This window comes from Cumulibacter manganitolerans (assembly GCF_009602465.1).
Classification (GTDB): Bacteria; Actinomycetota; Actinomycetes; order Mycobacteriales; family Antricoccaceae; genus Cumulibacter; species Cumulibacter manganitolerans.
On record NZ_WBKP01000008.1, the window covers coordinates 17,009 to 31,572 of the forward strand.

General features: G+C 71.8%; 14 protein-coding genes. 8 read left to right on the forward strand and 6 right to left on the reverse strand.

Annotation, left to right across the window (positions count from 1 at the left end; translation table 11 throughout):
• The first annotated feature begins 149 nt into the window (after nucleotides 1–149).
• The 4 genes from F8A92_RS04665 to F8A92_RS04680 all read left to right on the forward strand — a co-directional run bounded on the left by F8A92_RS04665 (nucleotide 150) and on the right by F8A92_RS04680 (nucleotide 3,862).
• Nucleotides 150–2,318 (forward strand): HelD family protein, encoded by a 2,169-nt coding sequence (locus F8A92_RS04665; RefSeq protein WP_153503825.1) that lies wholly within the window; start codon nucleotides 150–152, stop codon nucleotides 2,316–2,318.
• 95 nt (nucleotides 2,319–2,413) lie between these two features.
• The gene (locus F8A92_RS04670; RefSeq protein ID WP_153503827.1) at nucleotides 2,414–2,779 is read left to right on the forward strand and encodes a VOC family protein; all 366 of its coding nucleotides are present in this window, start codon (nucleotides 2,414–2,416) and stop codon (nucleotides 2,777–2,779) included.
• 19 nt (nucleotides 2,780–2,798) lie between these two features.
• Complete coding sequence (locus F8A92_RS04675) at nucleotides 2,799–3,263, forward strand: tRNA (cytidine(34)-2'-O)-methyltransferase (RefSeq protein ID WP_153503829.1); 465 nt, start codon at nucleotides 2,799–2,801, stop codon at nucleotides 3,261–3,263.
• 38 nt (nucleotides 3,264–3,301) lie between these two features.
• A complete protein-coding gene (locus F8A92_RS04680) occupies nucleotides 3,302–3,862 on the forward strand; it encodes an HhH-GPD-type base excision DNA repair protein (RefSeq protein ID WP_153503831.1) in 561 nt (186 codons plus the stop codon).
• 128 nt (nucleotides 3,863–3,990) lie between these two features.
• On the opposite strand, the gene F8A92_RS04685 is transcribed toward F8A92_RS04680, so the two are convergent.
• Nucleotides 3,991–5,640 (reverse strand): FAD-binding dehydrogenase, encoded by a 1,650-nt coding sequence (locus tag F8A92_RS04685; protein ID WP_153503833.1) that lies wholly within the window; start codon nucleotides 5,638–5,640, stop codon nucleotides 3,991–3,993.
• Nucleotides 5,641–5,674: 34 nt separating this feature from the next.
• Between F8A92_RS04685 and F8A92_RS04690 the strand changes: the two genes are divergently transcribed.
• Nucleotides 5,675–6,427 (forward strand): alpha/beta fold hydrolase, encoded by a 753-nt coding sequence (locus F8A92_RS04690; RefSeq protein WP_194291362.1) that lies wholly within the window; start codon nucleotides 5,675–5,677, stop codon nucleotides 6,425–6,427.
• 154 nt (nucleotides 6,428–6,581) lie between these two features.
• Here F8A92_RS04690 and F8A92_RS04695 read toward each other — a convergent pair whose 3' ends face one another.
• The gene (locus F8A92_RS04695; RefSeq protein WP_194291363.1) at nucleotides 6,582–7,244 is read right to left on the reverse strand and encodes a winged helix family transcriptional regulator; all 663 of its coding nucleotides are present in this window, start codon (nucleotides 7,242–7,244) and stop codon (nucleotides 6,582–6,584) included.
• 186 nt (nucleotides 7,245–7,430) lie between these two features.
• Between F8A92_RS04695 and F8A92_RS18915 the strand changes: the two genes are divergently transcribed.
• Together F8A92_RS18915 and F8A92_RS04705 are read left to right on the forward strand one after the other, a co-directional pair.
• The gene (locus F8A92_RS18915; RefSeq protein ID WP_228389207.1) at nucleotides 7,431–8,210 is read left to right on the forward strand and encodes a transglycosylase family protein; all 780 of its coding nucleotides are present in this window, start codon (nucleotides 7,431–7,433) and stop codon (nucleotides 8,208–8,210) included.
• A gap of 121 nt (nucleotides 8,211–8,331) precedes the next feature.
• Nucleotides 8,332–9,186, forward strand: a complete 855-nt coding sequence (locus F8A92_RS04705; protein WP_153503838.1) for an Fpg/Nei family DNA glycosylase — start codon at nucleotides 8,332–8,334, stop codon at nucleotides 9,184–9,186.
• Here the strand turns inward: F8A92_RS04705 and F8A92_RS04710 are convergent.
• Entirely contained in the window at nucleotides 9,152–10,588 is a 1,437-nt protein-coding gene (locus F8A92_RS04710; protein WP_153503840.1) for a DHA2 family efflux MFS transporter permease subunit, read from the reverse strand. The genes F8A92_RS04705 and F8A92_RS04710 overlap by 35 nt on opposite strands.
• 141 nt (nucleotides 10,589–10,729) lie before the next feature.
• On the reverse strand, nucleotides 10,730–11,056 hold the full coding sequence (locus tag F8A92_RS04715) for a rhodanese-like domain-containing protein (RefSeq protein ID WP_153503842.1): 327 nt from the start codon (nucleotides 11,054–11,056) through the stop codon (nucleotides 10,730–10,732).
• A gap of 101 nt (nucleotides 11,057–11,157) precedes the next feature.
• Between F8A92_RS04715 and F8A92_RS04720 the strand changes: the two genes are divergently transcribed.
• The gene (locus tag F8A92_RS04720; RefSeq protein ID WP_153503844.1) at nucleotides 11,158–11,808 is read left to right on the forward strand and encodes a winged helix-turn-helix transcriptional regulator; all 651 of its coding nucleotides are present in this window, start codon (nucleotides 11,158–11,160) and stop codon (nucleotides 11,806–11,808) included.
• 67 nt (nucleotides 11,809–11,875) lie between these two features.
• Here F8A92_RS04720 and F8A92_RS04725 read toward each other — a convergent pair whose 3' ends face one another.
• Complete coding sequence (locus tag F8A92_RS04725) at nucleotides 11,876–12,757, reverse strand: alpha/beta fold hydrolase (protein ID WP_228389208.1); 882 nt, start codon at nucleotides 12,755–12,757, stop codon at nucleotides 11,876–11,878.
• Nucleotides 12,758–12,788: 31 nt separating this feature from the next.
• The gene (locus F8A92_RS04730; protein WP_153503846.1) at nucleotides 12,789–14,423 is read right to left on the reverse strand and encodes a long-chain fatty acid--CoA ligase; all 1,635 of its coding nucleotides are present in this window, start codon (nucleotides 14,421–14,423) and stop codon (nucleotides 12,789–12,791) included.
• Nucleotides 14,424–14,564: the final 141 nt, after the last annotated feature.

Below are 14,564 nucleotides of genomic sequence, written 5' to 3' on the forward strand. Positions count from 1 at the left end.
CGTCGGGCGCCGCCGCCTGGATGAATAGTTGGTTGCACGCCCGATCCGCGCGATGAATCGCGCGGGCGACGGGCGTAAGATCGATACTTCCGCGGTCAGGACTCGGGCGCGGAGCACAGCCGTATCGCACGACCTCAGGAGCAGCACGCGTGCCAGAGCCCACCCCCTCGCCGGACGGCCGGCCGACGGATCCCGAAGCAGTCGAGATCGCCCGCGAGCAGGAGCACGTCGATCGGGTCAACGCACGGGTCGAGGTGCTCCTGCGCAATGCCGACGCCATCACGCAGGAGGGGCTGGCCCGCGGCCGCTCCGGGTCGTTCGGCGGCCTGGTCGAGCGCGACGCGTTCGTGCACGTCGCCGCCCGCCGCAAGCACCTGCTCAACCGCGAGCACGAGGGGCTGGTGTTCGGCCGGCTCGACTTCGACGACCGCACGGTGCACCACATCGGCCGCATCGGCGTCCTCGACGAGCGATTCGAGCCGCTCGTGCTCGACTGGCGCGCGCCTGCGGCCGCGCCGTTCTACCGCGCGACCGCGGCCGAGCGGCTGGACGTCGTACGCCGCCGCGTCATCCGGTGCGTGCGCGAGAAGGTCGTCTCGGTCGAGGACGACCTGCTCGACGCCGACGCGCCCCTGGACGGCATGAACGTCATCGGCGACGGCGCCCTGATCGCCTCCCTCTCGCGGGCGCGCACCGGGCAGATGCGCGACATCGTGGCGACCATCCAGGCCCATCAGGACGAGGCCATCCGCGCCCCCGGTGACGGCGTGACGCTCATCGGCGGCGGCCCGGGCACCGGCAAGACCGTCGTCGCGCTGCACCGCGCCGCGTACCTGCTGTATCGAGATCGCCGCAAGTTCGAGAACAGCGGCGTGCTGGTCGTCGGCCCGTCGCGCACCTTCATGCGCTACATCGAGCGCGTGCTGCCCTCCCTCGGCGAGGACAGCGCGTCGCTGCGGTCGGTCGGTGAGATGGTCGACGGCTATTCATCGATGCGTGTCGATGCTCCTGAGCTCAACCGCGTCAAGGGATCCGCGCGCATCGCCGCGGTGGTCGCCCGTGCCGCCCGGTTCGCCGACCCCTCCACCGCGCAGTCCCTTCGGATCTTCTTCCGCGGCGACGTCCTGCAGGTGACGCAGTCCGAGCTGCGGGCGATCCGGCGGTCGGTGCTGCGCGGCAACCGCAAGTACAACCGCTCCTTCCGCGCCGCCAAGGACTCCCTCTCCGAGCTGCTGTACAAGAAGCTCTCGCCCGGCGGACAGGCCGATCGCACGATCAGCGAGTTCCGAGAGGACCTCGCCCAGCGCGACGAGTACGAGGCGTTCCTCGCCGGCTGGTGGCCGATGCGCCGCCCGCACGACGTGCTGCGCGCGCTCGGCGACCCGAAGTACCTGCAGACCTGCTCGTCGGGCGTCCTGTCCCGCGACGAGATCGAGCAGCTCGCGCACGACTGGCGGACGCACACCCGCGACGACGGATCGCTGGCGCTGTCGGTGCAGGACATCGCGCTGCTCGACGAGATCCGCGACGTCCTCGGTGAGATCCCGCCGCCGCCACGGCAGCGCGACGAGTTCGACCTCGCCGAGATGCACGAGCTGACCACCGCGGCCGACCGCGAGTACGCGACCGCCGGTCCCCGTGTCCGGCCGGAGAACTACTCCGGCTACGGCCACGTCATCGTCGACGAGGCCCAGGACCTCTCGCCGATGCAGTGGCGCATGGTCGGCCGGCGCGGACGGATCGCGTCGTGGACGGTGGTCGGCGATCCGGCCCAGACGTCGTGGCACGACCCGGTCGAGGCCCGCGCCGCGATGGACCAGGCGCTGGTGCGCACCCCGCGCCGGGAGTTCCGGCTCGACACGAACTACCGGTCGCCGGCCGAGGTGTTCGAGCTAGCCGCCGACGTCATCCGGGCCGTCATGCCGGACGCCGACATCCCCACCGCGGTCCGCGCGACCGGGCACGAGCCCGAGCATGTCGTGGCCCGCGAGCTGCGGCTGCCGACGGTGGACGCCGTCCGGCAGGTGCTCGAGGAGGTGGAGGGGACCGTGGCGGTCGTCTGCGCGCAGGACCGCGTCGCCGAGGTCGAGACGTGGGTCGGCGGCATCGACGAGCGGGTCACGGTGATCGACGAGCTCTCCGTCAAGGGCCTGGAGTACGACGGCGTCGTGGTGGTCGAGCCGGACGAGATCGCCGGCAGCGACGCCCGCGGCGCGCGCATCCTCTACGTGGTCCTCACCCGGGCCACGCAGCGGCTGGTGACCGTCGGCACGACCCAGCGGTGGCTGCCCTCGACGGTCGTGTCGGCCGCCTCCTAGCGTTCGGCGGCCGGCTCGGGACGTTCGGCGGGTTTCGCACTGTCCGCGCCGTGGCTAGCGTGAAGAGCACGGCACGTTCCAGGCAGGGGGCAATCATGGCGCACGGCGACATCACGCACATCGACATTCCCGTCGGCGATCTCGGCAAGGCGGCGGAGTTCTACTCCGAGCTCTTCGGGTGGCAGATCGCCGAGGTTCCCGGCTTCGAGGGCTACCCCATGTGGCAGGCGCCCAACAAGATCAGCGGCGGGGGCCTGGCTCCCCGGGGAGACGGCTTCACCCAGCCGCGGTCGTACGTCGAGGTGGACTCCATCGACGACACGCTGGCGAAGGTCAAGGCCCGCGGCGGCTCGGTGCTGATGGAGAAGGCGCCGATCAGCGAGACCAGCTGGTGGGCCGCCTTCACCGACCCCGACGGCAACCATGTGGGGCTGTACGAGGGCGTCACCGAGACGCAGTAGCGCGTGGTGTGATGGGCGGGTGCTTCGCGTCGTCTTCCACCAGCCCGAGATCCCGCCCAACACCGGCAACGCGATCCGGCTGGTGGCCTGCACGCCTGCCGAGCTGCACCTGATCGAGCCGCTCGGCTTCTCGCTCGAGGACAAGCAGCTGCGGCGGGCGGGCCTCGACTACCACGACCTCGCGGACGTGCACGTGCACCCGGACCTCGACCGGTGCCTCGGCGGGTTCGGCGCCGGCACCCGCGTGTTCGCGTTCACCAGGCACGCCAACACGCCGTACACCGCGATCGACTACCGGGACGGCGACGTCCTGCTGTTCGGGCGTGAGGCCGACGGGCTGCCCGAGAGCGTGCTCGCCGATCCGCGGGTGACCGAGCAGGTCACCTTCCCGATGCTGCCCGGGCGGCGGTCGCTCAACCTAAGCAACTGCGCCGCGATCGCGGTGTACGAGGCCTGGCGCCAGCTCGGGTTCGTGCCGCTCTGAGGCGGCCCGGTGCCGGTTGCGGGAAGTAAAGTCGGGGCATGCTGCAGATCGCCCAGGACCCGGACGCCGACCGGCTGCTGACGGACAACCCGTTCGCGCTGCTCGTCGGCATGCTGCTCGATCAGCAGTACCCCATGGAGCACGCCTTCCGCGGGCCGTGGAAGATCGCCTCGCGCATCGGCTCCTTCGAGCCGCAGACGATCGCTGAGTACGACGCCGCCGAGTTCGAGGAGATCTGCGCGACGCCGCCGGCGATCCACCGCTACGGGCGGTCGATGGCCCGCCGCGTCCAGGAGCTCGCGCGGGTGGTCGTCGAGCAGTACGACGGCCACGCCGAGAACATCTGGACCGAGGCGTCGTCGGCGGCCGACCTGCTGGCCCGGCTGCACGCCCTGCCCGGTTTCGGTGAGCAGAAGGCGCGGATCTTCGCCGCCCTGCTGGGCAAGCAGCTCGGCCATCGGCCGTACGGCTGGCGCAAGGCGATCGGGCCGTACGCGGACGCCGGCTCGACCCGCTCGGTCGCCGACGTGACCGGTCCCGAGAGTCTGCAGAAGGTCCGGGACTTCAAGAAGGCCCAGAAGGCCGCGGCGAAGCCCTGACGACCCGGGCCGCTCGGAAAACGACGAGCGAGAGGTGCGCTATCCACCCGGAGTGGACGGGGCCGCTCTCGGGTGTGGTTTTCCGGGTACTCCGACGTGGGCCGCGCCCCTGGCCGACGGGGTTGCGGCTAGCCGACGGCCAACGCCGCGGCGCGGCCGGCCGCGCGACCGCTGAACAGGCAGCCGCCGAGGAAGGTGCCCTCGAGGGCGCGGTTGCCGTGCATGCCGCCGCCGCCGAACCCCGAGACCTCCCCCGCGGCGTACAGCCCGTCGAAGACCGACCCATCCGGGCGCAGCACGGCACCGTCGAGATCGGTCTCCAGCCCTCCGAGGGTCTTGCGGGTCAGCACGTGCAGGCGGACGGCGATCAGCCGGCCGGACTTGGGGTCGGTGAGCTTGTGCGGCGTCGCGACGCGGCCGAGCCGGTCGCCGCGATAGGCGCGGGCCGAGCGCAGCGCGGCGATCTGCAGGTCCTTGGTGAACGCGTTGTCCATCTCGCGGTCGCGCGCGAGCACCTCGGCCCGGACCCGCTCCACGTCCAGCAGCTCGCCGCCGTCCAGACGCTGCATGCCGCGCAGCAGCTCGTCGAGGGAGCCCGCGACGACGAAGTCCTCGCCGTGCGCCTTGAAGTCCTCGACGGGCCCGGGGGCGCCCGCGCCGATGCGCCGCAGCGTCAGCCGCAGGTCCTTGCCGGTCAGGTCCGGGTTCTTCTCCGAGCCGGAGAGCGCGAACTCCTTCTCGATGATCTTCTGGGTGAGCACGAACCACGAGTGGTCGGCGCCGGTGTGCCGAAGATGCGCCAGTGTGCCCAGCGTGTCGAAGCCGGGGAACAGCGGCACCGGCAGCCGGTTGCCGTACGCGTCGAACCATAGCGACGACGGACCCGGCAGGATCCGGATGCCGTGGTTGTCCCACTTCGGCTCCCAGTCGCGGATGCCCTCGACGTAGTGCCACATGCGGTCGGCGTTGATGAGGTGGGCGCCGCGCTCGGCCGTGCGCTCGCGCATCCGACCGTCGACGTGCGCCGGTACGCCGGCCACCATCGACCGCGGCGGGGTGCCGAGGCGCTCCGGCCAGTACGAGCGGACCAGGTCGTGGTTGCCTCCGATGCCGCCCGAGGTCACGATCACCGCCTCGGCGCGGACCTCGAAGTCGCCGGCCGGCTGCCGGTTGGACGCCGCTCCCCGCGCCGCCGGGTCGGGCTGCAGCACGGTGCCTCGGACGCCGACCGCGGCGCCGTCCTCGACCAGCAGGTCGTCGACCTGGTGCCGGAACCGCAGCTCGGCGAGCCCCCGATCGACCGCGTTGCGGACCCGCCGCTCGAACGGCGCCACGACACCGGGGCCGGTGCCCCAGGTGACGTGGAAGCGGGGCACGGAGTTGCCGTGCCCGATCGCGCCGTACCCACCCCGCTCGGCCCAGCCGACCAGCGGGAACCACCGCATGCCCTGCGCGTGCAGCCAGGCGCGCTTCTCGCCGGCGGCGAAGTCGACGTACGCCTCGGCCCACCGGCGCGGCCAGTAGTCCTCGGCGCGATCGAAGCCGGCAGTGCCGAGCCAGTCCTGCAGGGCCAGCTCGGGCGAGTCCTTGACGCCCATCCGGCGTTGCTCGGGGGAGTCGACGAGGAACAGCCCGCCGAGCGACCAGTGCGCCTGGCCGCCGAGGTTGCGCTCGTTCTCCTGCTCGAGGAGCACGACGCGGCGTCCGGCGTCCACCAGCTCGGCGGCCGCGACCAGTCCCGCGAGCCCCGCTCCCACCACTACGACGTCGGCATCCATGGGCCCATCGTGGCACGACGGGTTAGGGTCGGTCATGCTTCAGTATCAGCGCACGGGATCCGGTCGTCCGGTCGTGCTCATCCACGGCCTGCTCGGATCGCACGACATCTTCTCGCGGGTGGTGCCGCTGCTCGCCGACGAGTATGAGGTGATCACCCTCGATCTGCCGGGCCACGGCGGCAGCCCGCTGGCCGACGGCGTCGAGACGATGCGGGACGCCGCCCGCGAGGTCGTCGACACCCTCGCAGCGGCCGGCGTCCAGCATCCGGTCATCGTCGGTCACTCCTGGGGCGGTTACGTGCTCGCGGAGATCCTCGGCAGCTTCCCCGACGTCCCCGCCGCGGCCGCCATCATCTACTCGCAGCCGTACGCCGACCCGCCCGAGAAGCAGCGGGCTCGCACCGAGGCGATCGCCCGGTTCGAGAGCGAGCCGTGGGACGACGTCGTGCGCGACCTGTTCCCGGTGTACGTCGCCGACTACGACCCGCCGGAGATCTTCGAGGAGCTGATCGCGATCACCGAGCAGGCCTCGGTGCCGGGCGCGCGGTTCGCCCTGACGACGATCCGGGACCGCGCCGACCACTCGCAGACCGTCCTCGATCACCCCGAGATCCCGGTGCTGTTCGTCAGTGGCACGGACGACGGCGCGATGCCGCCGATCCCGCTGGACGCGCCGCACGTGCAGCACGCCGAGACGGAGTCCGGGCACATGGGCCCGATGACCGTCCCGGACGAGCTGGTGCGGATCCTCAAGCGCTGGATAGCCGGGCTCCCGTCGGCCGGATAGCCCGCCGCCGCGGACGGACGACCGGCCGCCGCGGACGGATGACGTGCACCCGCGGACGGCTGACCGGCGACGGTCTTGGGGCGTCGACGCCCCGAGGTGGTCCAGGACGACCGTCCGGCGGTCCGGACAACCGTCCGGGGCGCGCCCGAGTCCGCTACGCGCCGTCACCGAGCCGGTAGCCGACGCCGCGCACGGTGATCACGCGGTCCTTGCCGATCGCGCGCCGCAGCGCGGCGATCGCCTGGTCGACCACGTTCGACGAGGTGTCGGACGCCGGGTCCCAGACCAGATCGAGCAGCTGGCCGCGCGACAGCGCGCGCCCGGAGTGCCGCAGGAACGTCTCCAGCAAGGTGAACTGCAACGCGGTCAGCGCGAGCTCGCGGCCGCCGCGCCAGGCGCGATGCGCGGCCGGGTCGAGGCGGAGATCGCCGTACTCCAGCAGCGTGGTTGCTGCTTGCGGCTCACGGCGCGCCAGGGCGCGGACCCGCGCCGCCAGCTCGGCAGGCGGACGCTCGCCGGGAAGGTAGTCGTCGGCGCCGCCGTCGAGGGCGCTCACCATGTCCTGCGCGTTCGCGCGGCCGGCGACGACCAGCAGCGGCGTGGCACCGCCGGCGTCGCGCAGCTGCGCGGCGAACGCCGCCTCGGCGGGACCGGATGCATCGACGCACAGCACCGCGACGGTGCACGCGCCGGCCACGCACCGCTCCAGGGCGAGGCCCGGCTCCCGCTCGACGTCGTACGCCGTGGCGAGTTCCTGAAGCACGGCGTGCACGATCTCGGGCGTCTTCTCGCCGAGGTCGATGGTAAGGATTCTCACTCGCCGTCCAGCCTCGACCCGTGCCCCGGCCCCGGCCTGAGTGCCGGATGTGTAGGCCGCAACGGCGTACATGTTCGGTACATCATCGTTCAGCAGCCTAGTCGCTCGGTCACGAAGCGGTAACGACGGAGGGCAGCACCTGCCCTTCGCCGCCGGGGACCGAAACCGACACGAAGGAGTTCATGAATGACTGCACGACTGGTTCGAGGTGGCATCGCGCTCGCGACGATGGGCGGCGCCCTCGCGCTCGGATTCACCTCGCCGGCCTCTGCGGCCGACACCGGGATTCCGGTGCTGGAGAAGATCAAGCAGTGTGAGAGCGGCGGCGACTACCAGGCCGAGAACCCGACCAGCACGGCTTCGGGCGCCTACCAGTTCATCGACTCGACCTTCCAGTCGCTGAAGGCCTCGCAGGGCTACACGCACGCCGCGGACGCGCCCGAGGCGGTTCAGGACGCGGCGGCCATCGAGCTCTACAACGCGGAGGGCACCGCGCCGTGGGCGCCGTCGGCCTCGTGCTGGCAGGCGGCCGGCGCGGCCGGTCCGGCGAGCCAGGGCGTCGATCGCGGCGCGTCCGCGCACGCGGCGACCGCCGACTCGCATTCCGCTCACTGGGGCACGAAGCACCGCACCTCGGGCAGTGGCTGGTCGGGTGCCTCGTCGACCGGCGGCTCGAGCACCGACCAGGACGCGGACGACAGCGCGCAGGCTCCCGTCCAGCAGGCCGAGCCGACCGGCACCACTGCGGAGCCGACCGGCACCACGGCCGAGCCGACCGAGCCGACCGGCAGCACGGCCGAGCCGACCGAGCCGACCGGCAGCACGGCCGAGCCGACCGAGCCGGCCGACACCGAGACGCCGGCCGACACGACCGGTGTCGAGGTCCCGAGCGCTCCGGTCCAGGACGTCCCGCAGAGGGACGCCGGCAGCGCCGCGGTCGGCGGTACGCCGGTCGCCACGCCGTAAGGCGGTCCCCAGGCCGCTCGAGCGGCCCAGCACGCAGCACCCGGACGCCGGGCGCCCCTCGCGGGTGCCCGGCGTCTCGCGACGGGTGGGGCCCGCGCCGGCGTCGTGGCACGATGAGGCCATGCCAGAGCTACCCGAGGTCGAGGCGCTCGCCCATCACCTGCGCGAGCACATGACCGGAAAGTTCGTCGAGCGGATCGACCTCGCCGCGATCTCCGCGATCAAGACCTTCGACCCGCCGTTCACCGCGCTGCAGGGCCTGAGCGTCTCGGGAGTGGGACGGCACGGGAAGTTCCTCGACATCGATGTCGACGGCATCCACCTGGTCATCCATCTGGCGCGCGCCGGGTGGCTGCGCTGGAGCGACGAGCTGCCGAAGGCCCCGCCGCGGCCGGGCCGCGGGCCGCTCGCGCTGCGCCTGCATCTGGACGACGGCAGCGGCTTCGACCTCACCGAGGCCGGCACGAAGAAGGGCCTGGCGGTGTACGTCGTCCGCGACCCGCACGAGGTGCCCGGCATCGCCCGGCTCGGCCCGGACGCGCTGGGCATCGACGCGGCCTCGCTGAAGGTGCTGCTGGCCACGCAGAGCGGCCGGATCAAGAACACGCTCGTGGACCAGAGAGTGATCGCGGGAATCGGCAACGCCTACAGCGACGAGATCCTGCACGCCGCACGCCTCTCGCCGTTCAAGATCGCCAACAAGCTCACCGACGAGGAGCTCGACGTCCTGGCGAGCGCGATCGTGCAGGTCGAGTCGGACGCCGTCGCACGATCGGTCGGACAGAAGGCGGCCTCGTTGAAGGCCGAGAAGCGCACCGGACTGAAGGTGCACGCGCGCACCGGCCTGCCGTGCCCCGACTGCGGCGACCTGATCGCCGAGATCTCGCTGGCCGACAAGAGCTACCAGTACTGCCCGACCTGCCAGACCGGCGGCCGCAAGCTCAACGACCGGCGGATGGACCGGCTGCTGAAGTAGCCACCGCCGGTGCCGTGTCGCCGGCGACCTCCTCGGCCGAGAGCGGCAGGCTGCGGTGACGCGGCAGCAGGATCGCCAGCAGCGACACGCAGCTGCCGCTGATCAGGACGACGAGCCAGGTGTGGTGGAAGCCCTGCAGGCCCCCGTGCTGGGCGAGGAGGGCGATGGTGAGGCTGACGCCGAACGTCGTGCCGAGGTTGCGCGTCGCCTGGCTCACCGCCGAGCCTTGTCCCAGTCGGTTCGGGGGCAGGTCCTTCACGGCGGCCGAGCCGAGCTGCGGCATGCACATCGACACGCCGACCGCACCGATCACGGTCGCCGGCAGGAAGGTCGCCGCCCACGCCGGCTCGGCGTCGGCGCGCAGCATCAGCCACACGGATGCGCTCGCCCACACCAGACCACCGGGGAGCAGGATCGCGCGCTGCCCGACCCGGCCGGCCAGCCGACCCATGCGCGGCGCCAGTATCGCGACGATCGTCGGACCGATGGACACGGCGAGGCCCGCCTGCAGGATCGAGTAGTGCCACACGCCGGTCAGGAACAGGATGTTGCCGAGGAACAGCGTGCTGAACCCGACGGAGTAGATCAGCATCGCGGTGTTGGCGACCGAGAAGTTGGCCGAGCGGAACAGCCGGAGGTCGAGCACCGGCGCGCTCACCCGGGCGCACCGCCAGACGAAGACGCCGACCACGAGGATCCCTGCGGTGATGGTGCCGAGGACCACGGGAGACGCCCAGCCGTCGCCCTCGCTGTGCACGATGCCGTAGCTGATGCACGACAGCGCGACGATCAACAGAGCGGCGCCGAACGGGTCCGGGATCGGTCCCGAGTTGCGCTCGCGCCCCTCGGGCAGCACCCGCCGGCTGAGCAGCCAGCTGAAGACGCCGACCGGCAGGTTGATGAAGAACGCCCACCGCCAGTCGAGCCGCTCGACCACCAGTGAGCCGAGCGACGGACCGGCCGCGCCGGCAACGGCGCCCACCGCGCCCCAGACGGCCACGGCGCGCGGCACCTGCTCCTTGGGGAACGACTGCAGGACGACCGCCAGCGAGGACGGCACCATCGCAGCGGCGCCGACCGCCTGCAGCACCCGGCTGGCGACCAGCATCGGCACGCTGACCGCCAGCCCGCAGAGCATCGACGCCGCGGTGAACAGGACCACCGCCCCGAGAAACAGCCGGCGTCGCCCGATCCGGTCGGCCAGCCGCCCGGCCGGGATCAGCAGCGCGGCGAAGGTGATCGTGTAGGCGTTGAGCACCCAGGAGAGGCCGCCGGGGCCGACGTCGCGGAACGTCGCGCCGATCGACGGGAACGCCACGTACAGGATCGTGGTGTCCAGGAAGACCGCGAACATCGCCATTCCGGTGGCGAGCAGGACCAGTGCCGGACGTCGAGATTCCATGGCCACTCCATCGGTATAAAATATAAACTACCGACAACGTACGCGACGATCCTGCGAGGGCGCCAGCCCTCGGTGGACAAAAAACCGGCGACCCGGCACCGGTGCCTCCGGTGCCGGGCCGCCGGCCGGTTCGAGAAGTGGCTAGATGACGGTGGGCTTGGCGCCGGAGCCGCTGGTCATCGGCTTGCCGGAGGCCTCCCAGGCGCGCATGCCGCCGTCCACGTTGACGGCCTCGATACCGCTGCTGTTGAGGAACTCCGTCGCGCGGGCGCTGCGGCCCCCGGAGCGGCAGACCACGTAGATGGGATCACCCTCCGGCAGCTCCGAGAGCCGCTGCGGGACGTCGGTCAGGGGGATGTGTACGGCGCCGTCGATGTGTCCGGCCTGCCACTCGTCGTCCTCGCGTACGTCGAGGATGGCGGCGTCGGCGGGCAGCTGGTCAACGGAGGCCTGCGGAATGCTCGTCATGCCCCGATCCTGCCACGCGGCAGAGGCCGACCGCGCGCGAGCAGGCCGGCAACCCCGCTGCGGCGATATAATTCATCAACCGACTGCGGAGGGAGAGGCGCATGGTGGAGACGGCCCGCGCGGCGCGCACCTACGGGCAGTTCTGCCCCGTGGCCGCGGCCCTCGACGTCCTCGGTGACCGCTGGGTCCTGCTGATCCTGCGCGAGATGCTGTACGGCCCGCGCCGGTTCTCCGAGATCAAGCAGGCCTGCCCCGGGATCGCGCCGAACCTGCTGACCGAACGGCTGCGCACCCTCGCCGCGCGGGGGCTGGTCGCGGCGACGCCGTCCGGCTACGAGCTGACCGAGGCCGGCCGCGGCGCCGGACCGGTGCTGCGCGCCCTGGCCCGGTTCGGCGTCGACCACATCGATACCGGGCACCTCGTCACCGGAGATCCGCGCGAGACCGGCGCGTTCCGGATGGCGCGCGGCTTCCTGCAGCCCTACCAGCATGCGACCCTGCCGCCGATGCGGGTGCGCGTGGTCGCCCCCGACGCGTCGACCGTGGACCTGGTCAAGGGGCCGGCCGATGAGCGGGCCGACCTCGAGCCGTCGGCCGGCACTCCTGACGTGACCGTCGCCCTCGACGCCGAGGCATTGTGGCTGGCCCGCCGCGACGGCACCCCGCTGCACTGCGCGCCGCAGGGCGACCCGGAGCTCGTCGAGGCCTTCCTCGAGGCCTTCGGCCTGCAGGGCCTCGTCTCCGAGAACTGACGTGCGGCGTACTTCGGTACCGAATCACCACGATTCCGGTACCGCAGTACGCCGCGAGTCGGGCGCGTCAGCGGGGTACGGCGCCGAGCGCGAGCTGCGCGATCTCGTCGGCGATCTGCTCCCACAGCTCCTCGGGCAGGTCGTGCCCCATCCCGTCGTACGCCACGAACCGCGACCCGGGGATCGCGGCCGCCGTGGCCTCGCCGCCGGAGACGGCGATCAACGGATCGTCCGCGCCGTGGATGACCAGGGCCGGCACCGACAGCCCGCGCAGCGCCGGTGTGCGGTCGGGGCTGACCGCGATCGCGGCGAACTGGCGGGCCGTGCCGACCGGGTAGACGGCGCGGTCGAACGCCGCGGCGTGCCGGGCGCGCACCGCCTCCTCGTCGAAGGCGAAGCCGGGGGAGCCGATCACCCGGCTGTCGGCCGTGAGCTTGTCGATCGCCTGGGCGCGGTCGAGCGGTACGGGCGTCATCAGCGCCGCGGTCGCCTCGGCGGTCGCCGCGCCGACCGCCCGGTCGCCGGTGGTCGACATGATGGAGGTCAGCGACGCCACGCGCTGCGGGAAGTCCAGCGCCAGCTGCTGGACGATCATGCCGCCCATCGACATCCCGACCACGTGCGCCTGGTCGATGCCCAGCGCGTCCAGCAGCCCGGCGGCGTCGGCGGCGAGGTCGCGCAGCGTGTACGTCACGCTCGAGAGATCACCGCCGCGCACCGCGGACAGGTCGGGCGCCGGGGCGTCGTCCAAGTGCGTCGACAGCCCGCTGTCGCGGTTGTCGTAGCGGATGACCCGCAGGCCACGGGACGCGAGCGCGTCGCAGAAGCCGTCACGCCACCCGGTCAGCTGCATGCCCAGGCCCGCGACGAGCAGCAGCGGGGGCGCACCGGCATCCCCGCGCTCGTCGAAGGCCAGCTCGAGCCCGTTCGCCTCAATCGTCTGCACCATGTGCGTGATCAGCTCCTGCTCTGCGTCGGGGCTATGCGGTCGGCAGCTTGTAGTCGCTGAACTGGCTGCGCAGGTCCTTCTTGCTCATCTTGCCCACGCTCGTCTTGGGCACCTCGTCGATGAACTCGATGGCGTCGGGCATCCACCACTTGGCGATCTGCGGCGCGAGGAACTCCTTCACGTCGTCGGCGCTCATCTGCTCGCCCGGCTCGAGCACGACGCACGCCAACGGGCGCTCGTCCCACTTCGGGTGCGGGATGCCGATGACCGCGGCCTCGCGGATCTTCGGGTGGCCCATCAGGATGTTCTCGATGTCCACCGAGGAGATCCACTCGCCACCGGACTTGACGAGGTCCTTCGTGCGGTCGGCGATCCGGATCGAGCCGTACGGGTCGATGGCGGCGACGTCGCCGGTCGACATCCAGCCGTCCTCGGTGCACAGGGTGACACCGGCGTCCGGCTTGTAGTAGTCGCGGGCGATCCAGGGCCCACGCACCTGCAGGTCGCCGGTCGTGGCGTCGTCCCACGGCAACGGGGTCGTGGTGTCGGGCTCGACGATGCGGAACTCGACGCCGGGGAACGGGGTGCCGGCGCGGGCGCGGTGCGGCAGCAGCTCGTCCTCGGTCTTGCCGTCGAGCCGCGGGTCGATGACGGCCCCGGTGGCGACCGGGTTGGTCTCGGTCATGCCCCACGCCTGCCACACGAGGACGTCGACGCGGCGCCACTCGGTGATCAGACCGGCCGGCACCGCCGACCCGCCGCACAGGATGCGGTCGAGCTTGCTGAAGTCGTACTGATCGAACAGCGGGACGATGCCCTGCCAGATCGTCGGCACGCCGGCCGCGAGGGTGACGCCCTCGTCGACGATGAGCTTGGAAAGCCCGTGCGGGGTCATGTCGGACGCCGGCAGCACCAGGTTGGCGCCGACCATCGGCCCGGAGTGGATGAAGCCCCAGGCGTTGGCGTGGAACATCGGGACCACGGGCATGACGGTGTCCGACGGCTTGACGCCGATGCCGGCGGTCGAGGTGCCCGCCATCGCGTGCAGCCACATCGAGCGGTGCGAGTACAGCACGCCCTTGGGGTTGCCGGTCGTGCCGGAGGTGTAGCAGAACGCGACCGCGCTGTTCTCGTCGGGCGCCTCGAATTCGCCCTCGCGCGGCGCGGCGGCGGCCAGCAGCGTCTCGTAGTCGTAGAACTCGTCGTCGTCCGGGACCTCCGGGCCGTCCTGGCCTTCGGGGATGTCGTCGATGACGATGTACTTGGTGACGACGGGCAGCTTCTCGCGCAGCGGCAGCAGCAGCGGCAGCAGCGACCGGTCGACGAAGATCGCCTGGTCACCGGCGTGGTTGGCGATGTACTCGATCTGCTGCGGGAACAGCCGGATGTTCAGGGTGTGCAGCACGCGGCCGGTGCACGGCGCCGCGTAGTACAGCTCCAGATGCTGCACGTGGTTCCAGCAGAAGGTGCCGATGACGGCGTCCTTCTCCAGCCCGAGGTCGTCGAGGACGGTGGCGAGGCGGCGGATCCGCTGGCACACCTCGGCGTAGGTGTAACGGCTCGGCCTGGGTCCGCCGGTGACCACCGTGTGGTCCGGATAGAGCTGTTCCATCCGGTTGAAGATGTTGACGAGCGTCAGCTGGTAGTCCTGCATGAGCCCCTGCATGGCGGTGCACCTTTCGTTGCTGCGCTCGTGGGGACGAGCGACCCCGTGCTCCGCGGCGGCGTACCGGCAGGTCGCGACCGCGGATGTTCTCAGCATGATAGTTGGCTCACACGGGTCGGGTGCCACCCGCTGCCCGCTCGG